The sequence below is a fragment of the Micromonospora sp. NPDC049047 genome (assembly GCF_040649135.1).
In the GTDB taxonomy this organism is placed as follows: domain Bacteria; phylum Actinomycetota; class Actinomycetes; order Mycobacteriales; family Micromonosporaceae; genus Micromonospora.
Window position 1 is genome coordinate 12,404 of sequence record NZ_JBEZEY010000001.1, and the last position, 19,133, is coordinate 31,536.

Consider the following 19,133-nt stretch of genomic DNA (forward strand, 5'->3'; position numbering starts at 1 on the left):
CCTGCCCGGTGACGCGACACCGGCGGCCTACGGAACCTCGTCGAGGTACGCCAACATCGCCTCGCGGCTGCCCGGCAGGCCGTACTCACCGACGAGCATTGACACGTTGCCGAAGTTCTGACCGTCGATCAACCACGGCTCTGTCGACGCGCCCAAAACCTCGGCGAGCCGCCGCTGCCGGGGCAGCAGCGCCGCGACCGGCGTTTCTGCCGCCGCCGGGCCGTCCGGAAACGCGAGGCGCAGAGCCACACCCAGCACCGTCAACGACCGCTCACCACTGACGGTGGGCAGCCGGGCGAGCAGCGCCTCGAAGGCGCGGTCCGCGTGCCGCGGCCCGAGCTGCCGCACCGCGAGCGCCGCGTAGCCGGCAAGATCACCGTCGAGGAACGGCACCCACTCGCCCTCGACCGGCCCGCTGTCGGCGTCGTCGGACGGCGTCGACGCCCAGCCCAACAACTCGTCGGCCGTCGCCGGGTCGGCCGCCGCGCCGAGGACGCGGACCCGACCGATCGCTGCGGCACAGCGGACCACCGGGCGCGGATCGGTCAACCACCGAACGTCCGGCGCGGCACCCAGCAGCCCCGACGCCACCAGCATGGTGGCCACCTCACCGGGCGTCGACGCGACGCCCGGGCCGGCAGCGGCGTCGACCGCGCCGGCCAGCGCTGGCACACTGCCGTCGGCCTCCTCCGGAAACCAGGCGAGGGTGTACGCCGCGCCCGTGCGCACCTCCGGGTCGGAGTGCCCCAGCAGAGTGCGGAACAGGGGAACCCCGGCGCGCACCGCGTCATAGGTCGCCAGCTCGACGTACGCCCACAGTCGGCCCTGATCCGCCGCGGACAGCGACTCGACGTAGGCGTACTCGACGTACTCCTTCTCGGACTCGTCGGGGCCGGTCCACGGCGGCGGCTTCGCGGCGAGCAACTCCCGGCCACCCTCGGCGGCCCGCCGGTACTCGGCCACCGGGAAGCCCTCCGGCAGCACGCCCTCGTCGTACCCGACGGCCAGGGCGCTCACCAGCCCGAGCACCGCCGCCGGCTCCGGGGTGGCCGGGTCGGCGAGCATCTCCAGCAGGAACGGCACCGCGTACGCGCTCGCCTCGAACCGGCCGCCCTGGTGGAAGACGTTGGTGTAGAGGTCACCCAGGGCCTCGTCCCGGGTGGCCGGATCGGGGGAGACCAGGGCGCGCAGCTGGCCGGGCACGTCGTCGGCCGCCCCGTAGGCGTGGCCCAGCCGCGCCCAGTCGATGTCGTCGAGTCCGTCGAGCACGACCCATGCTCTCCCGACCCCCTGACAGTCCGGTGCGGAGGGTCGGTCAGAACTCCTCGTACACCGCCGGGTCTTGATCTGCCAGCCGCCCGTCCGGGCGGCCCAGCGCGGTGATGGCCTCGACCTGCGCGTCGGTGAGCGTGATGCCGAAGACGTCCAGGTTCTCCGCCTGCCGCTGCGGCGAGGCGGCCTTGGGTAGCGGAATCACCTGGCGGGCCACGTGCCAGGCCAGGATGGTCTGCGCCGGGCTGACGCCGTGGGCTTTCGCGATCTCCGCGATCACCGGGTGCTGTTGCAGGTCGTTGCCGTGGCCGAGCGGGCTCCACCCCTGCACCAGGATGCCGTGCTCCCGGTGGTAGTCGAGCGCCTCCCGCTGCGGGAAGTACGGGTGCACCTCGATCTGGTTGACCACCGGGGCGACCCCGGTCTCGGCCACCAGCCGGTCGATGTGCTCCGGCAGGAAGTTGGACAGCCCGATGTGCCGCACCAGACCACGCTCGCGCGCCTCGATCAGCGCCCGCCACGCCTGCACGTACAGGTCCTGCTTGGGGTTCGGCCAGTGGATCAGGTACAGGTCGACCCGGTCGAGGCCGGTCCGGAACACACTCTCCTCGATGGTGGTCAGCGCCTCGTCGTAGCTGTGGTGCCGCCCCGGCAGCTTCGACGTGACGATCACCTCGTCCCGCACGTCTCCCGCAGAACGGACGGCCCGACCGACAGCGCCCTCGTTCTCGTAGTTCACCGCCGAGTCGAGCAACCGGTAACCAGCCCGGATCGCGTGCCCGATCGCGTCGACGCCCGCCGAGCCGTTCAGCTTGTACGTGCCGAGCCCGATCGCCGGCAGAGTGGTGCCGTCGGCAGCCGTCAGATGGGGAATCGTCATGATCAGAACCCTACCCGCGCGAACCGTCGCGCAGACCGTGTCCGCCGCCCGTGCGGCTCAGCCGGTGGGGGCGTCCCGGATGGCGAGTACGGCCTGGATGAGCGCCGCGTGGGTGAGCGTCTGCGGGTAGTTGCCGAGGTGGGCACCGGTCGCAGGGTTCAGTTCCTCGGCGTACAGGCCGAGTGGGCTGGCGTAATCGACAATGGCCTGGAACAGCTCGACGGCCTCGCGACGACGCCCGGTGCGGGCGAGGGCCTGCACGAGCCAGAACGAGCAGGGCAGGAACGCACCCTCGGTGCCGGGCAGGCCGTCCCGTCCGGGCGGGTAGCGGTAGAGCAGGGGACCACCGGCGGACAACCGGTCCCGGATGGCGTCGACGGTGCCGCGTACCCGGAATGAATCGGTGCGGTCCATCCCCAGCAGCGGCAGCACGAGCAGCGCCGCGTCGAGATCCGGGGAGCCATAGGTGCGGACGTAGCTGCCCACCGTCGGGTCGAAGCCGTGCGTGCGGACCTCGGCGGCGATGGCGGCACGGGCGTTCTGCCAGCGTCGACGTTGACGCTCCGGCAGGTGGTGCGTGTCGGCGATGGCCAGGGCGCGGTCCAGGGCGAGCCAGCCCATGAGCTTGGAGTGGACGTGTTGGGCGGGCTCGCGTACCTCCCAGATACCGGCGTCGGGCTCCTGCCACCGGTCGGCGACCACGTCGGCGAAGCCACGCACCGCCCGCCACGTCTCCGCGTAGAGGCGGTGTCCGGCCTGAACGAACGCCCAGGCGGCGTCGATCACCCAGCCGTACCCGTCGAGCTGGTGCTGACCTGCGGCACCGTTGCCCACCCGCACCGGGACGCTGTCGAGGTAGCCGGGCCAGCCGGACAGTTCGCGTTCCGCCGGCACCTGCCTGCCGTGCAGGGTGAGCAGCGCCGGCAGGCGTGGCCGCTGCAACCGGCTGGCGTGCAACAGCCACGCGAGGAAACCACGGGCCTCGTCGGTCTTGCCGACGCTGAGGAAGGCGCTGACGCCGATGCTGGCGTCCCGGGGCCAGACATAGCGGTAGTCCCAGTTGCGTCCCCCGCCGGGATCCTCGGGCAGTGATGTGGTCGGTGCGGCCACCGGCGCTTTGCAGGGCGAGTACGTCAACAGCCGCAAGGTGAGCAGGCTTCGTACGACGTGCTCCCGGAACGGCAGCCGCTCGTCGATCTCCGCCGTCCAGGATCGCCACCGGGCCTCGTCCTCGACGAGCAGGTCCCAGGCGGTGGTCGGCTCGACGTGGATCAGCGGTTCGCGGTGGGCCACGGCCAGCACCAGCGTGACCGGGCGACCCGGCCGGACCGTGACCGAGGTGGGCCGACCCGGCTCGATGGTCAACGCGGGCGTGCTGCCCAGCGCGACCGCAAGCGAGCCCCACTCACACACCAGGCCCTGGCGCCGGTGCTGCGTTCGGGGCCGGCGGTGCCGCGCGCCGAGACGTGGATCGAACTCCACCATCGCGTCGACAGCCGCCCGCTCGGCCGACAACCGTCGCACGATCAGCGTCGTGGGCAGCAGGCGACCGCTGACCTCGGCCACCATCGCCTCGGTCAGGCGGAGCCGGCCGCCGGCCGCCGCCCAGGTGGTCTCCAGGGTGGCGGTGTGCGGCAGGTACCGTCGATCGACGACAGTGGCCGGCCCGGCCGGCCCGACCCGGAACGTTCCGGCGTCCGGGCCCCCGACCAGTCGCCCGAACAGCGGATCACCGTCGAAGCGCGGGACGCAGAGCCAGTCCATAGCGCCGTCACTCGCCACCAGAGCGGCGGTACGCGTGTCGCCCAGCAGCCCGTAGTCACTGATCGGCGGCCCGTCAGTCATGGAGATCGGTCCCCGCCGAGCGGCCGGTCACCGGGCCTGCAGGAGCAACCCGAGAACGGTCCCGTAGACGAGGTGGATGACAGCCGTGACCAGCGGAGTCTGCACGCCGTAGTTGACCGCGAACAGCCCCGGCGGCTCCAACACCGACGTGCTGGCCGGCCCCGCCCGTTGCGACGCCATCCGCGGGTGCACCCCCGGAAGCAGCGGCAGAATCACCGTCAACGCGATCCCGACGTGCACAATCCCGAGCAGCGCCCCGATCCACCAGGTGGCGCGGTCCAACAGCGCGAACGTGGCCGCATAGCCGAGAGCGAAACCCTGACCGGCGCAGAGGTGCAGGAAGAACCCGACGACCCGGGCCCGATCGGGGTCCTCGCTGACGAAGGTTCCGAGCACCAGGGGAAGATCGAGCCGGGTGAGACCAACCAGTTGGGCGGTGATCATCGCCGCGGTGAGCGCCGCGGTGGCGATCAATCCGAACAACGCCCATCCGGCCCAGTCCATCTCAGCAGTCGTCGGCGTCGCGGGCGTTCTCGGTCATCGATCCACCCTCCGACTGAACAACGTGAATCCCACGGCCCGGATCGCACACCCGCCCACCGGGCGTCCGATTCCTCACCATAAGCGATCGGACCTGTCGCGCTGACCAGCTCGCCCTGACTCATCACGCCCAGCGCGGTGCCGTTGTCGGCGGCGGCCACCCATTCGCGCACGTCGGCCGCCGCGGCCCGCCAACCGGTGTCGCGCTGCCGCAGGAACCCCTCGGGCGTCGGTGAGCGCGTCGAGGCCGAGGATCGCGAAGAGCTGGCTCTGCGTGCCGGCGGCGAGCTTGCGCAGCTCGGTGGTCTCGGTCGGAACACCGTCGGCGGCGGCCAGCCGGTCGAAGATCAGCTCGATCAGGGGTGTGGTGGGCGGCGAGGGCTGAGCCATTGTCGTCTCCAGGCGTGTGGTGTCCGCGGGCCGACGGGTCCGTCGGCCCGCCCGGGTGAGCGGTGGAAGTGAGGGCTGCTGTCGGCCCGGCTGCGGCGGGCGGTGGTGGTCGTCGGGCGCTGTGGAGCTGATGTCGTAAACGAATCAGTGGCTCAACGTCGGCGGCCTTCGCTCCGGACAGCTTGACGAGCGGTCAGAGCGTGACGTTCGTGTGCCAGTCGCGCAGGAACGCGTCGACAAGTGCGTGCGCCCGAGGACGCAGGTCGAAGGACTCCTCCCGCCGGCGGCGGGCCATGTGCGACAGACCGTCGGCGGCCTCGTTGAGGGCGTGGCCGCTGTGCCCCTTGACGTGCGCGAACGTCAGGTCGGGACGGTCGGCCACCTGCTCGGCGAGCCGGACCAGTGTCGGTTTGTCGGACCAGCGGCGCTGCCGCAGGCTGTAGCCGCCCGGCATCGCGTCAATCTCGCCGGCCTGCCAGCGGTGCAGGTACCGCACGGCCGTCAGGCTGTCCAGCAGCACGGTCAGACCCGCCGACACCTCGTCATACCCGGCGAGGAGATAGTCGACAGCGCGGAGTTCGTCGACGAGCACCCGGGATCGACCGGTCGGGTCGAGTCGGCCGGTGCCCCGCCCGAGCAGACCGTAGTGACCGTCGCTGACCACGTACCCGATGCCACCGTCGCGGCCCTTCCAGCTGGCGTCGGTCGCCGCCACCAGCGGACCGGACGCCTGCGCCCAGCGCAGTACCCGGCCGCGCCCGCGCTGCTGGTCCGGGCGCGGCGGCGTGTGCCCGGTGTGCTCGGTGTGCTCGGCGGCGAGGCGTTCGGCGGTGTCGAGCAGCTCGCCTGCGGAGTTCAGCTCGTCGTAGTGGGCGGCGGTGAGGGCGAGGTGGACGGCATCACCGATGCTCCGGCAGGCGTCGCAACCGGTGGTACGGGTGTAGGGGCGAAGGATGAGGACGCGGTCGTGCAGGGTCGGGGGGAGCTGGGTCAGGGCGCGGAGGAACTCATCGGGACGCACGACGTCTCCTGACGTCTTGTGACGGGGACAGGCTCATTGGGGTCTCACAGCTCCGACACGTCGGTCGCGACGGCGGTCAGCTTGTCGCCGGAGCGTTTCGTGCTGGCCGTCTCCTCCTGTTGGACGGAGGCGGAGTCGCCGGTCACTTCGAAGGTATTGATGATCGGGTCCTCGGCGCCCTTGACCTCGTACGTCACCTCATAGGTGCTGGACGGGTCGAGGCCGTCGCCGACGTAGGTGACGTCGATCCGGTAGGTGATGTTGCAGCCAGCGCTGCCGAAACACTGCTTCCGCAGCGTCTTGACCTTGAGCGTGAAGTCGCCCTTCGTCGGCGTGTCGTAGACGGGTGCGGGCGGTGCCGTCGTCGCGGGCGCGGTGGTCGGTGCGGCGGCGCTGGTGGGGGCGGACGTGCCGGTCCGCGACTGGGAAGCGGCGGTGGGGGCAGGCTTCCCCTGGTCGGGCGACTCCTCATCGTTCCTGGTGGCCACCAGCGCGCCGCAGCCGCCGAAGCAGAGCAGCAGCACCAGAACGGCAGCGCCGGCGATGACCCACCGGAGTCGGGATCGTTGGCGGATGATGGGCTGCGGGCTCGTTGCGCCCACGGTCTCCGTCTGAGCCGGGGTCTCGGCGGGTGGGTCCGGCTGGTGGTGAGGTTCGGTCATTGGGTTCTCCTCAGTTGAGCGGGAAGCTGTGGAGCTGATGTCGTGAACGGATCAGGTGGACGGGATACCGATGACCTCGACCTCGACGCCCTCGTTGCGCAGGGATTTCATGGCCCGGTAGAGCGCGACTTGGGCGAAGGTGAAGAGCGAGTCGACGGTGAGCGGCTTGCCGGAGCCGAGGGCGATCGCGTAGATGACCTTGCGGGGCTGGAAGTTCAGATCGATGACCCGTCCAGACGGTTGCCGCTCGACCATCTCGACGAGCGCGTTGCGGGCGTCAGCCTCGTACCGCAGTGCGTCGACCGACACCGCGCCCTGCGCGAAGAGGTGACTCAAGGCCGAGCTGCCCTTGGCGCGCTTGACGTGGATCAGCTCGCCACCGGGCCCAAGCAGGTCGCAGGCCTCGATACGGTGAGGGTGCTGCTTCGTCCGCAGCAGCTTCCGGTCCAGCAGAGTCAGTCCGCAGACCTCCGCGGCGCGGATGTTGTACGCCTCCTCGTCCGTCAGGTCGGCGGTCCAGGCCGGGAGTGCGAAGCTGGCCGGGCCGGTCAGGATCTGTGCGATCTCGGCACTGAGGAACTCCCGATGCCGGTCGCCGATCTCGTACCAGCCGCCCTCGTGCAGCAGGAGTTGACTCTCACCGTGCGCGAGCTGCGCGGTGATCCAGCGGGACGCGGCAGTCGAGCCGATCTCCTCCTCGCCGGCCGTGTCCGCGTAGACGATCACGCGCCCACTGCAGAGCGACGCCCACCGCTCGCCGTCCGGCACACCCTCGGTCTGCGCGAGCACGTCTGCCAGCGTGAGCTCCGGCAGCCGCGCCGGAGCGAGGCCGGACTTCGGCACCCGAAGCTTGTACGACTGGATCCGCTCGATCTCGCCGAAGACCCGGCCCGGTACGGCCAGCCCGACCTCCACCGGATCCGGCAACCGGAGCAGCCGGTCCAGCTCCTCCTCCACCTTCGACAGCCGGGGATCCCGGGCAGGCACCGGTCGGATCTGGGTGATGAACTCCAGGTCAGCGAAGGGTGCTTCCTGCTTGCAGACCCGGTCGATCTCCCGCAGGTCGGCGAGCAGGCTCGCGGGCTCGACACCGAGATGGATGCGCAAGGTGTCGCTGCCCTCGACCGGGGTGGCCTTACCCGTGGACCGGCAGACGGTCAGGTTCCGGTTGAATGTCCGCCCGCAGACCTGGCCGACGATCTCGCCCCACTTGTCGATGCCGTACATCCGGATGTGCTGACCGCCCGGGACCATGTTGCGGTCGACGCGGCCGGTGGTGCCGAACACCCGCCGGCGTACCTGCTTGATCTCGTCCGGGGCGAGCGACCGCACGGCGAAGCCGATCCCGAAGCCGGAGTTGGCCAGGTCCAGATCGACCATGTGACGGCCGACGGTGCCGTAGGCGAGCGCGTAAACGTGGTCGTCGACCGCGACGAGCAGAGCGGCACCGCCGCTGCTGAACCCCAGGTCGATCGTCTCCCCGGTCACCGAGGCCAGCACATCGCACCAGTCGGCGCGCGAACGCGGCACCGTCCCGTGCACCAGCAGCGCCGGTGCACCGGCCACCCGGCGCTCCTCGACCAGGAAGTCGTGCTTTCGCACGTAGCGGTGGTTCACCGCGTCGTGCAGACCCTCGACAGTCGGCGCCACCCGCTCAAGCTGGTAGACCGACGTCAGATACGTGCCCTCCGGCCTCTCGGGCAGATCGAGGTCGAAGAGGGTGGGTACGTCGTAGGGCGGACGGGTGACGTCCTTGCGGACGACACGGCGGTTGGTCGGTCTGGTCGTGGTCGGCTGGCTCGCACGGCGCACGTCGATCTCCTCGCGTTGAGAATCGGGGTGGCGGTGGTGCGGGGAGGGGTGCGTCGAGGGCGGGCTTCGCGGGTCCCGCCCTCGGCGCGAACGGTCAGCTCAGGGCGACGTCGACGCCGCCGGAGAACATCGAGTCGTGCAGCTCGAGCTTGGCGAGCTTGACGTTCTTCGGGATGTCGAAGACGACGACGCCGGTCACCTGGTTGCCGGGGTTGATGTCGTTGAGGAACGTCTCGGCGTTCTTGTTCGCGTAGATCGCCGCACCGGAGTCGGCGGAGTACTCGGTGCCGTCGGCCGCGTACGCCTTCTGGCTGCTGCCGTCGAACATCTGCGCTTCCTTGCCGATGTTCTTCACGTTGATCGTGACCAGGCAGAACTGGCCCTGAGCCTTCTGGCCGAGCATGTCGCTGCCGATCTTGGCGACGCCGCACTTGGACGACTTGACAGTGAACTCGAACTTCCCGTCCCGGGCCGGCTGCCCGATCGTGGCGGTCTTCGGCTTGTCCTCGGCCTTGGCGCCGGCTTCGTCGCCGCTGGCGTTGCTCGCCTTGTTGTCGCCGCTGGAGTCGCTGGCCTTGTCGGCGGCACCGGAGCCGCAGCCCAGGGCGATGAGGCCGGTGGCGAGCAGAGCGAGAGCGGTGGTCTTGCGCATCGTTGTCCTCCTGATGTGAACGTGGCGGGGTCAATAAGAGCATCGTCCGACAACACTGTCAACAGACAATTTCGTGCTTGACAGATGTGCGAGACTTTCGGCGTGCAGGAGAACCCGACCATCACGGCAGCGGAGATCGCCCGGCTCGCCGGCGTCGGTCGCGCTGCGGTCAGCAACTGGCGTAAACGGCACCCCGACTTCCCCGCCCCGGTGGGCGGGACGACGGCGAGCCCCGAGTTCGACCTGATCCAGGTCGAGCAGTGGTTACGCACCCAGGGCAAGCTCCCCGAGCTCGCCACCGCCGACCGGCTCTGGCGACACCTCGCCGCAGCCAGCGACTCCCCGGCCGGCGGCCTCGCCACCGTCGGCGCGTTCCTGCTGGCCCGACAGCGCGGCTCCCGCAGCGGCCACCCCGACGCACAACTCGCACCACTGCTGCCCGACATCGACGCCCTCGCCGACGAGCTGGGCGCGCAGGGCGCGTTCGACGAGCTGTGGCAACGGTTCTCCGCCCCGGGGCCCGGCCGCCCCTTCGCCACCCCCGACGACCTCGCCGACCTGATGATCGGGCTCGCCACCGTCGGCGGCGGCTCAGTGCTCGACCCGGCCGCCGGCTCCGGCGCCATCCTGCGCGCCGCCGTGCGCGCGGGCAGCACCTCCGTCTACGGCCAGGAACTCGACGACGACCTCGCCACACTCGCCGGACTGTGGCTGGCCCTGCACGACGTACCGGGGGAGGTCAGCACCGGTGACTCACTGCGCGCCGACGCCTTCGCCGGCCGTGCCGTCGACGCCGTCGTCTGCCACCCACCATTCGGCGCCACCAACTGGGGCGACGAGGAACTCGGCCACGACCCCCGGTGGATCGTCGGCACCACACCCCGCACCGAACCCGAGCTGGCCTGGGCACAGCACGCCCTCGCCCACCTCCGGGTCGGCGGGCACGCCGTCCTCCTGATGCCACCCACCGTCGCCAGCCGCCGCGCCGGCAAACGGATCCGCGGCGAACTACTGCGCCGTGGCCACCTGCGCGCCGTCATCGCGCTTCCGCCGGGGGTGGCGGCACCGCACGGCGTACCCCTGCATCTGTGGGTGCTGCGACGCGCCGCAACGGACGCGCCGCCACCGGCGCGGGCGCTGCTGATCGACGCCGCCGGCGGCGATCTGGCCGACACCGCGCCGCGCGTGCTGGCCGCCTGGCGGGCCTTCGCCACCGCCCCCGACGGCGACGTCGAGGAGGCCGGGTTCGCCCGGGCGGTCCCGGTCATCGAACTGCTCGACGAGGAGGTCGACCTCACCCCCGCGCGCCGGCAACCCGCCGTCGTGGGCGAGGCATCAGGCGAGCATCTGGTACGCACCAGAGAACGACTGGCCGCCATCGTCGGCGAGCTGCCGGCGCTGCTGCCCCAGGTCACGCCCGCGTCCGACGGGCCGGACAACCTCTTCCTCACCGTGGGAGAGTTGGCGAAGACCGGGGCGCTGCAACTGATCGGGCCGGTCCGCGCCGGCACCTCCGCACCCGCACCCGACGGGCCACCGGTGCTCACCGTGCAGGACGTGCTCGCCGGGGTGGAGGCGTCCGGGCGGGTCGACGACCGGTTCGGGCAGGAGATCCCCCTCGTTGTGGGGGACGTGGTGGTGCCGGTGATCGCGCGGCAGCTCATCCCGCGGGTGATCACCGAAGAGGGGGCGTTGTTGGGGCGCAACCTCTACCTGTTGCGACCCAACCCGTCCGCGCTGGATCCGTGGTTCCTGGCGGGGCAGCTGCGAACATCGACGAACGAGAAGCAGACGTCGAGTCTGTCGAGCACCATGCGGTTCGACATCCGACGGGCACAGATGCGGCGGCTGTCGGTCGACGAGCAACGCGTGCACGGAAAGGCGTTCCGGCGTCTCGACGCGTTCGAGTCGGCGATCCGGCAGGCCGCGTCGCTGGGTGCTGAGCTGGCACAACTCACCGCGGACGGCCTGGCGCGCGGCTCGATCCGACCGGACGACCCGCAGTGATCTCAGACCTCGACGATGGGCCAGTCGTCGCCGAGCACCTTGCGCACCTGATCAGCCCGAGAAGTGATGAGGCCGGCAGCACTGCTGATCGCGAGGAACGCCGCGTGGCCAGCACCGAGGCGGCCGGTCTGCCGGGCCATGCCCCCGATCACCGGGCAGTCGTCGGCCCGGTCGACGTGCAGGGCCGGCGTGACGACCTGGACGGCCGGGTTGCGACGCAGCATTGCCAGGTACTCGTGCTCGGTGTGGTCGAGCAGGCTGTACGCCTCGAGCAGGCAGACCAGCGGCACGGCGACAGTCGCATCGGCGTCGGCCGCCGCCACCATGGCTTCACCGACGGCCTCGACGCCCTGGGCGTACGCCATCAGGGCACCGGTGTCGAGCACGTAGACCGGTGCGCTCACGCCGCACTCGGCCGGTCGAAGTCGGCACGGACCTCGTCGACCGGACGCTCCAACAGCTCCGCCACCCGGGCGATCGCCGCCTCGCGTATCTCCGGTGTCACCTGGGGGGCGGCCAGCCGTCGCGCCGCGCCCTCCGGGTCGTACGGGAACTCGCCGTGCCCGGCCGTCCGCAGAGCGGCCCGCATGTCGTCGGATATCCGACGGCGGCGCAGCGCCTCAGTGACATACGCGGAAACCTGGCGGGCCGGGAGGGCATCCAGTTGCTCGGCCACGTCATCAGGGACGGAGATCGTCACACGCCGACTCATACTCGCGAGCCTAGCTAAGTATGAATCCTCCGTCAGCGACGCCCCGCTGACACTCGGTTGATCATCTCCGCCGAGTGGGGGACCCCGACGACGCCGACCAGCGGCAATACTCCTTGCTTAAGGCAATCGAAAGGAAACTGGTGAGTAACAAGCACCAAGAGCTCGCAAACTTCATCTGGTCGGTTGCGGATCTGCTCCGTGGTGATTACAAGCAGTCCGAGTACGGGAGGGTGGTCCTGCCGCTGACCGTGCTGCGCCGGCTCGACTGCGTGCTGGAGCCGACGAAGGACGCGGTGCTCGCCCGGCACGCGCAGCTCAAGGACATGGGCGTGCAGAACATGGACCCGGTGCTGCGCAAGACCGCCGGGCTGTCGTTCTACAACACCAGCGAGATGTCCTTCCGCAAGCTGCTCGGCGACCAGGACCACGTCGCCCTCAACCTGCGTGCCTACATCGGCGGCTTCTCGCCCGGCGCGGTCGACGTGCTGGACAAGTACGGCTTCGACACCCAGATCAGCCGCCTCGCCGAGGCCGGACTGCTCTACCAGGTCGTCGCCAAGTTCGCCGACATCGACCTGCATCCGGATGTGGTCACCAACCACCAGATGGGCTACGTCTTCGAGGAACTGATCCGCCGCTTCTCGGAAATCAGCAACGAGACCGCCGGTGAGCACTTCACCCCGCGCGAGGTCATCAAGCTGATGGTCAACCTGCTGCTCGCCCCCGACGAGGACGACCTGATCACCCCGGGCATCGTCCGCAAGGTCTACGACCCGGCCTGCGGCACCGGCGGCATGCTCAGCGAGGCCCAGGACCACATCCAGGAGCACAACCCGCACGCCACCGTCGAGGTGTACGGGCAGGAGCTCAACGGCGAGACGTACGCGATCTGCCGCTCGGACATGATGCTCAAGGGCGGCGATCCGACGAAGATCGCCTACGGCAACTCGTTCAGCCAGGACGGCCACGAGGCCGAACGCTTCGACTACATGCTCGCCAACCCGCCGTTCGGCGTGGAGTGGAAGAAGGTCGAGGCGTTCATCAAGGCCGAGCACGCCCGCGGCCACGCTGGTCGGTTCGGTGCTGGGCTGCCCCGGATCAACGACGGCTCGCTGCTCTTCCTCCAGCACATGATGTCGAAGATGAAGCGGCCCGAAGACGGAGGCAGCCGCCTGGCGATCGTCTTCAACGGCTCGCCGCTGTTCACCGGCGCCGCCGGGTCGGGCGAATCGGAGATCCGCCGGTGGATCCTGGAGAACGACCTCCTCGAAGGCATCGTCGCGCTGCCCGACCAACTCTTCTACAACACCGGCATCTCCACCTACTTCTGGATCCTCACCAACCGCAAGGACCCGGCCCGCCGGCGCAAGGTCGTGCTGCTCGACGGGCGCGACTACTGGACGAAGATGCGCAAGAGCCTCGGTGACAAGCGCAAGATGCTCACCGACGAGCACATCGCCGAGTTGACCCGGGCGTACGTGGACGCGCTGTCCATCGCGGACGACCCGGAGCACCCGCAGCACGCCAAGGTGAAGGTCCTCAAGGCCACCGACTTCGGCTACCAGCGGATCACCGTTGAGCGCCCGCTGCGGCTGCGGTTCGAAGTCACCGAGGAGACGGTCGCGCTGCTCGCTGAGGCTCGGGCTGTGCTCAAGTACGCCGAGCGGGAGTCGCTGCTGGCGGCGGCGAAGTCGCTGATGGGTAGTCGGTCGGTGACGCGGCCTGAGTTCGCGATGAAGCTGGTCGGGCTCGGGAAGTTGCCGGCGGCGGTGGAGAAGGCGGTGTGGGAAACGTTCTCGATCAGCGATCCGGAGGGCGAGGTGCAGACCGACCGCAAGGGCACGCCGCTGCCGGACGTCGACCTGCGCGACAACGAGAACGTACCGCTGGATGAGGACATCCACGACTACCTCAAACGTGAGGTGCTCCCACACGTGCCCGACGCCTGGATCGACGAGACTAAGACGAAGACCGGATACGAGATTCCCTTCATCCGCCACTTCTACGTCTACACGCCACCCAGGTCGCTGGCTGAGATCAACGCCGACATTAAGGCGCTTGAGATGGAGATCCAGGTTCTACTTGGCGAGGTGGCTTCTTGAGCCTAGCCGCAGAAGTTCTTTCGGCCACCACAGCGACAGCTCCCTCCGGCTGGAAGCGCCGACGCCTGCGTGATGTAGTGCGGCTAGTTAATGGTTATCCATTTCCGTCAGAGGATTTCGGTCCAGACGGCAGCCTTCCGCTTGTGCGCATCCGCGACTTGATGACATCAGATTTCGAGACCTACGTGTCCGGCCGCGTGCCGCGACAGGCGATGATGCGCGACGGTGACGTCGTCGTTGGCATGGATGGGGACTTCAACGTTGTTGTGTGGCGACGCGGTCCGGCCGCCCTTAATCAGCGGTTATGTCTTTTGCGTCCACGGGAAGCCGTAGACATGCGCTTCATTGCGTACGCGCTTCCGTCCATCCTTAAGGTAATCAATGATCTGACGTTCTCGACGACGGTAAAGCATCTTTCGTCGGGAGATCTGCTGAATGAGCGCCTGTTGGTGCCGTCGCTAGATGAGCAGCGACGAATCGCTGACTTCCTGGACGTCCAGACTGCCCGACACGACTGCCTTGTTGCCGCTCTACGCCGAGAGTTGCTTCTGCTGAAAGAGCAGGCGGAGGCCTTGCGCGATGGAATGTTGGCTAGTCACGCGCGTGCGCGTCGCACGCCTCTGATGCGCCTCACGGATTCACGCCGACCCATCGTCTACGGTATCGTTCAGGCTGGCCCAGAGGTTTCCGGCGGAGTGCCGTACATCAAGAGCGGGGACTTGCCGAACCTGAATATTGGTACGCTGAGCAAGACCGCTCCCGAAATTCATTTTCAATACCGTCGGGCAAGCGTTGTCCCCGGCGATATCGTTATGGCGATGAGAGCTTCCATTGGCGCTTTGGCTGTCGTGCCACCCGAACTCATCGAGGCTAATCTGACGCAAGGAACGGCGCGTATCGCGCCAGGGCGAGGCGTTAGCGGGCGCTGGCTGTACCACGTTCTTCAAACGCGAGTGGTGCTCGATCAGTTTGATATTCGTGCTGTAGGTACAACATTTCGGACCTTGAATATCTGGGATTTGCGCCGGATTTCCATTCCGGCCATCCCGAGTGCGGAGCAGGTGTCGACTGCGGAGAAGCTCGATGCGATCCTACTGCGACACGGTGACCTGAAGTCCAGGATTGAGCGCCAGATGATGTATTTTGAAGAGCGCAAGAACGCGCTAGTTGCAGCAGCTGTAACGGGACACTTTGATGTGACGACGGCTCGGGGAGTCGACGAATGACCCTAGTGCAGCAGGAGCAATCATTTGAGGCGGCGATCGAGGGCGCACTGCTTGACTCGCGGTGGCTAAGCGGGACGACCAGCAACTACGATCGGCAGTTTGGTCTCGACACCGCCGAGATGTTTGCGTTCATGGGAGCGACCCAGCCGGACCAGTGGGGGAAGCTGCTGGCGTACCACGGAAACAACCCGGACGTGGCGCAGCGACAGTTTGCCCAGCACCTCGCCAGGCAGATCGATGAGCGTGGCCCGCTCGACGTCCTCCGTCGTGGCGTCAAGGACAAGGGCGTCCTGATCCGGCTCGCCTACTTCAAGCCCGCCCACGCCATCACCGACGATGCCCTCAAGCTCTACCGCGCCAACCGCCTCACCGTCACCCGCCAGCTCGCCTACTCGACGAGCAACAACAACACTCTCGACCTGGTCCTCTTCGTCAACGGCATCCCGCTCGCCACGGCCGAGCTGAAGAACCCGCTCACCGGTCAGACCGTCGAGGACGCCAAGAAGCAGTACCGCGAGACCCGCGACCCGAAGGAACTGCTCTTCGCCCGGCGTACCCTCGTGCACTTCGCCGTTGACCCCGACCTGGTTTTCGTCACGACGAAGCTTGTGGGCGACAAGACCCGGTTCCTGCCCTTCAACACCGGCTCCGATGGGCCGGGCGTCTCCGGTGGAGCCGGCAACCCGCCCGCCGGCGAGAGCGGCTACCGCAGCTCCTACCTGTGGGAGCAGATCTGGCACCCGGACACCTGGATGGACCTGGTCAGGCGGTTCCTGCACACCGACAAGGAATCCAAGGCGCTGATCTTCCCGCGCTACCACCAGTGGCACGCCGTGACCAACCTGGCCGACCACGCTGCCCGCAACGGCTCCGGGCAGAACTACCTGGTCATGCACTCGGCCGGGTCGGGCAAGTCGAACACCATCGCCTGGCTGGCGCACCGGCTGTCCAGCCTGCACACCGCGCCGACCCTCGACGAGGATGCCCGAGCCAAAGGGCTGCGCCCCAACGAGCCGGTCTTCGACAAGGTCATCATCATCACCGACCGGGTCGTCCTCGACCGGCAGCTCCAGGACACCGTCTTTCAGTTCGAGCACGTGCCTGGCGTGGTGCAGCGGATAGACAAGGACTCCGCGCAGCTCGCCGCCGCCCTCCAGGGCGAGACGGCCAAGGTCGTCATCACCACCATGCAGAAGTTCCCCTACATCCTCAACCAGGTGCAGGGGCTCAAGGGCAAGCGGTTCGCGGTCATCGTCGACGAGGCGCACTCGTCGCAGTCCGGTGACTCGGCCGCCGCGCTGAAGAAGGTGCTGCTCAAGCTCGGTAGCGACGACGTGGACGAGTCGGGGGACCTGCTCACCGCGTCGGCGCTGGCCCGCGGCCGGCACGAGACGCTGTCGTACTTCGCATTCACCGCCACGCCGAAGCCCAAGACCCTCGAACTGTTCGGCACGCCGCACCCGGTCACCGGCAACCCGCAGCCGTTCCACACGTACTCGATGCGGCAGGCCATCGACGAGGGCTTCATCCTCGACGTGCTGCGCAACTTCGTGACCTACAAGTCGTACTGGAAGCTGGCCAACGCCAACCCCGACGACCCCGAGGTCGACCCGAAGAAAGCCGGCGCTCAGCTCGCCCGCTTCGCCAGCCTGCACCCCACCATGCAGGCGCAGAAGGCCGAGATCATCGTCGAGCACTTCCGGAAGCACACCGCGACGCGCCTGGGCAACCGCGCCAAGGCCATGGTGGTCACCAGCTCCCGCGAGGCCGCCGTCCGCCTGCACACCGCCATCAAGAAGTACGTCGAGATGCAGAACTACGTCGGGTGCGACTCCCTGGTGGCGTTCTCCGGCGATCTGGAGGTCGACGGCGTCGAGCACACCGAGGCGCGGAGCAACGGCTTCAGCGAAGGCGAGCTGCCCGAGCGGTTCGCCTACACCGCCGCCGACGACAAGTACGCCGGCACGCCGAAGGCCAAGCAGTCCACCGAATACCGGATCCTGGTGGTCGCCGAGAAGTACCAGACCGGCTTCGACCAGCCGCTGCTCACCACCATGTACGTCGACAAGCTGCTCAAGGGCGTGGCCGCCGTGCAGACCCTGTCCCGGCTCAACCGCACCCACCCGCTCAAGGCCCAGGGTGACGTCTTCGTCCTCGACTTCGTCAACGAGGCCGGCGACATCGCCGAGCACTTCAAGCCGTACTTCGAGACCGCCGCCACCACCCCCACCGATCCGAACCTGCTCTACACCGCCCAGAACGCGGTGACGGGTTACCCGGTGCTGGTCACCTCGGAGATGCAGGCGTACGCCGAGGCGTTGCTCGCCGCGGAGCAGAAAGCGACGAGCGACACCGCACTTCAGCGGGCGCACGCCGCCCTCTACCGCTTCACCGAGCCGGCCCTCCAACGCTTCAACGCCCTGGCCGCCGACGATGCGGAGGCCGCGGACGGCTTCCGGTCCGCGCTGCGCGACTACACCCGGATGTACGCGTTCCTCAGCCAGGTCGTGCCGTACCACGATGAGGACCTGGAAGGGCTCTACCTGTACGGGCGCGCGCTGCTCAACCGGCTGCCGCGCCGGCAGGATCCGTCCGTCGACATCGGTGAGGTGCAGCTCACCCACCTGCGGGTCAGCAAGACCGGCGAGCACGACGCGTCGCTGTCGCCCGAGGGCGAGCAGATGCTGCCGGGCTTCCTCGGCGGGGCAGTGGGCGGGCAGCGTGACCTGGAGAAGGTCGTGTTGTCCGAGCTGATCGACGCGTTCAACGATCGGTTCGGTATCGGGCTCGGCGAGTCGGACAAGGTCTGGGTCGAACAGCAGATCGTCGCCCTGGCGGAGGACGGCACCCTCGAAGCCGCCGCGATGGTCAACGACGAGAGCAACTTCGGCGTGGTGTGCGACAAGCGCATCGAGGACGTGATCCTGTCCCGGCACGACGACAACGGCAAGCTGATGCAGCGTTACCTCGACGACGAGAGCCTGCGCTCGCAGCTCAACCAGTTCGCACGCCGACAGGCGTACCAGATGATTCGTAGTCGCAAGGGCATCGCCTGACCGCTCAAACCCGCCGGCCTGCCCGAATCCCTCAAGAAAGGCAACGTCCTCTTGCCGCCGTCAGAAAATCACGTCCACCTCTGGATCGCGAGTGACGAGAAGGCCACCGCTGTCGCGTTGACCAAGGTGGGAGTCAGAGGCCGAGCTCGCGCCCACAAGTGGGGCAGCGTCACCGACATCACCGCGGAAGCCCCCTTGAGCCGGGAGGCCGCGAGTCGCCGGGCTGCCCAGCAGGTCATGCTGGTCGCGATCGTCTTCGGCGGACTGTGCATGGCCGGCGGCTGGAGGTACGCCGGGATGCTCGTGACAGGCGGGCTGTTGCTCTCCCTGGTGGCGATCGTCGGCTCGGTCAGGGCCGGACAGCCGAGCAGGGTCAGGACGCCGAACATGCGTAGCTTCCCCGATATCCATCGGGTGCTGACCAGCCCGCAGGACCAGCGGACGTTCCGGACGCTGGTCAAGCTTGCCGAGCGAATTGGTCGCACGCTCCCTCAGTTGGACGAGCTGGTGGAGCCGAACGAGGCCGGCGAACTGCTGGCACAGGCCCTTTGGGACGGTGCCAAGGTCCTCGCTCGCAGGCAGGAGCTCCGGGCCCTTCGCGACGACCTGCGACGGCACGAGACGGACGCCTCGGACGAGTCGAGCCGTGCCCATCGTGACCTCGTGCACCAGCGGCAGCAGGCAGATGAGCTGTGGGAGGAGGTGAACGACAACCTCGCGACGCTTGTCGCGCAGTTGACCGCCGCAGCCGAGTCTGGCGAAACGTTCGCCCGGGACCGTGACTTGGATGTCACCCTGCAACGGACCGAAACGGCGCTCGCCGAGCTGTCCACCGATCTCATGGCCGGCACCTCCGGTGCCAGTGAGCGCCTCGCAGACGAGACGACGGCGGTGCTCGACGCCTATCGAGAACTGAATGACTTGTACGGCGGCAAGCACTAACAGCACCGACAGCT

At 68.5% G+C, this 19,133-nt stretch carries 16 protein-coding genes; 5 read left to right on the plus strand and 11 right to left on the minus strand.

From position 1 onward, the window contains the following. Positions 1–27: 27 nt before the first annotated feature. The 9 genes from AB0B86_RS00040 to AB0B86_RS00080 form a co-directional block, all read right to left on the minus strand. Entirely contained in the window at positions 28–1,269 is a 1,242-nt protein-coding gene (locus tag AB0B86_RS00040) for a hypothetical protein (protein ID WP_357413109.1), read from the minus strand. 46 nt (positions 1,270–1,315) lie between these two features. Further along, on the minus strand, positions 1,316–2,152 hold the full coding sequence (locus AB0B86_RS00045) for an aldo/keto reductase (protein WP_357414608.1): 837 nt from the start codon (positions 2,150–2,152) through the stop codon (positions 1,316–1,318). 57 nt (positions 2,153–2,209) lie between these two features. Continuing rightward, complete coding sequence (locus tag AB0B86_RS00050) at positions 2,210–4,003, minus strand: glycoside hydrolase family 15 protein (RefSeq protein ID WP_357415038.1); 1,794 nt, start codon at positions 4,001–4,003, stop codon at positions 2,210–2,212. Between the two features lie 21 nt (positions 4,004–4,024). After that, complete coding sequence (locus AB0B86_RS00055; protein WP_357414610.1) at positions 4,025–4,501, minus strand: hypothetical protein; 477 nt, start codon at positions 4,499–4,501, stop codon at positions 4,025–4,027. Positions 4,502–4,612: 111 nt separating this feature from the next. Continuing rightward, positions 4,613–4,927 (minus strand): hypothetical protein, encoded by a 315-nt coding sequence (locus tag AB0B86_RS00060; protein WP_357414612.1) that lies wholly within the window; start codon positions 4,925–4,927, stop codon positions 4,613–4,615. A gap of 193 nt (positions 4,928–5,120) precedes the next feature. Continuing rightward, on the minus strand, positions 5,121–5,948 hold the full coding sequence (locus tag AB0B86_RS00065; protein WP_357414614.1) for an RNase H family protein: 828 nt from the start codon (positions 5,946–5,948) through the stop codon (positions 5,121–5,123). 44 nt (positions 5,949–5,992) lie between these two features. Further along, complete coding sequence (locus tag AB0B86_RS00070; RefSeq protein ID WP_357413099.1) at positions 5,993–6,610, minus strand: hypothetical protein; 618 nt, start codon at positions 6,608–6,610, stop codon at positions 5,993–5,995. Between the two features lie 51 nt (positions 6,611–6,661). Then, positions 6,662–8,422 carry a DUF6119 family protein gene (locus AB0B86_RS00075; RefSeq protein ID WP_357414616.1) on the minus strand — a complete coding sequence of 587 codons (1,761 nt, stop codon included), beginning with the start codon at positions 8,420–8,422 and terminating at the stop codon, positions 6,662–6,664. 94 nt (positions 8,423–8,516) lie between these two features. Next, positions 8,517–9,074, minus strand: coding sequence for a DUF4352 domain-containing protein (locus tag AB0B86_RS00080; RefSeq protein WP_357414618.1), 558 nt, complete (start codon positions 9,072–9,074; stop codon positions 8,517–8,519). Positions 9,075–9,176: 102 nt separating this feature from the next. Here AB0B86_RS00080 and AB0B86_RS00085 point away from each other — a divergent pair, with 102 nt between their 5' ends. Beyond that, positions 9,177–11,081 (plus strand): N-6 DNA methylase, encoded by a 1,905-nt coding sequence (locus AB0B86_RS00085; protein ID WP_357414621.1) that lies wholly within the window; start codon positions 9,177–9,179, stop codon positions 11,079–11,081. Between the two features lie 2 nt (positions 11,082–11,083). Here AB0B86_RS00085 and AB0B86_RS00090 read toward each other — a convergent pair whose 3' ends face one another. Together AB0B86_RS00090 and AB0B86_RS00095 are read right to left on the minus strand one after the other, a co-directional pair. Beyond that, positions 11,084–11,485: a hypothetical protein gene (locus tag AB0B86_RS00090; RefSeq protein WP_357414623.1), complete on the minus strand. Its 402-nt coding sequence runs from the start codon at positions 11,483–11,485 to the stop codon at positions 11,084–11,086. Further along, positions 11,482–11,793, minus strand: a complete 312-nt coding sequence (locus AB0B86_RS00095) for a hypothetical protein (protein WP_357414625.1) — start codon at positions 11,791–11,793, stop codon at positions 11,482–11,484. Before AB0B86_RS00095 ends, AB0B86_RS00090 begins: the two co-directional genes overlap by 4 nt. 140 nt (positions 11,794–11,933) lie before the next feature. Here AB0B86_RS00095 and AB0B86_RS00100 point away from each other — a divergent pair, with 140 nt between their 5' ends. From AB0B86_RS00100 to AB0B86_RS00115, 4 genes are all read left to right on the plus strand, one after another. Beyond that, positions 11,934–13,895: a class I SAM-dependent DNA methyltransferase gene (locus tag AB0B86_RS00100; protein WP_357414627.1), complete on the plus strand. Its 1,962-nt coding sequence runs from the start codon at positions 11,934–11,936 to the stop codon at positions 13,893–13,895. Then, entirely contained in the window at positions 13,892–15,121 is a 1,230-nt protein-coding gene (locus AB0B86_RS00105; protein WP_357414629.1) for a restriction endonuclease subunit S, read from the plus strand. The genes AB0B86_RS00100 and AB0B86_RS00105 overlap by 4 nt, the downstream gene beginning before the upstream one ends. Continuing rightward, positions 15,118–18,177 carry a type I restriction endonuclease gene (locus AB0B86_RS00110; protein WP_357414631.1) on the plus strand — a complete coding sequence of 1,020 codons (3,060 nt, stop codon included), beginning with the start codon at positions 15,118–15,120 and terminating at the stop codon, positions 18,175–18,177. The genes AB0B86_RS00105 and AB0B86_RS00110 overlap by 4 nt, the downstream gene beginning before the upstream one ends. Positions 18,178–18,414: 237 nt before the next feature. Continuing rightward, complete coding sequence (locus AB0B86_RS00115) at positions 18,415–19,119, plus strand: hypothetical protein (protein ID WP_357414634.1); 705 nt, start codon at positions 18,415–18,417, stop codon at positions 19,117–19,119. Positions 19,120–19,133 lie beyond the last annotated feature (14 nt).

Coding starts and splice junctions, on each gene's coding strand:
- AB0B86_RS00045 (WP_357414608.1), bottom strand. CDS start 2,152: ATGACGATTCCCCATCTGACGGCTGCCGACGGCACCACTCTGCCGGCG.
- AB0B86_RS00055 (WP_357414610.1), bottom strand. CDS start 4,501: ATGGACTGGGCCGGATGGGCGTTGTTCGGATTGATCGCCACCGCGGCG.
- AB0B86_RS00060 (WP_357414612.1), bottom strand. CDS start 4,927: ATGGCTCAGCCCTCGCCGCCCACCACACCCCTGATCGAGCTGATCTTC.
- AB0B86_RS00070 (WP_357413099.1), bottom strand. CDS start 6,610: ATGACCGAACCTCACCACCAGCCGGACCCACCCGCCGAGACCCCGGCT.
- AB0B86_RS00080 (WP_357414618.1), bottom strand. CDS start 9,074: ATGCGCAAGACCACCGCTCTCGCTCTGCTCGCCACCGGCCTCATCGCC.
- AB0B86_RS00095 (WP_357414625.1), bottom strand. CDS start 11,793: ATGAGTCGGCGTGTGACGATCTCCGTCCCTGATGACGTGGCCGAGCAA.
- AB0B86_RS00110 (WP_357414631.1), top strand. CDS start 15,118: ATGACCCTAGTGCAGCAGGAGCAATCATTTGAGGCGGCGATCGAGGGC.
- AB0B86_RS00115 (WP_357414634.1), top strand. CDS start 18,415: ATGCTGGTCGCGATCGTCTTCGGCGGACTGTGCATGGCCGGCGGCTGG.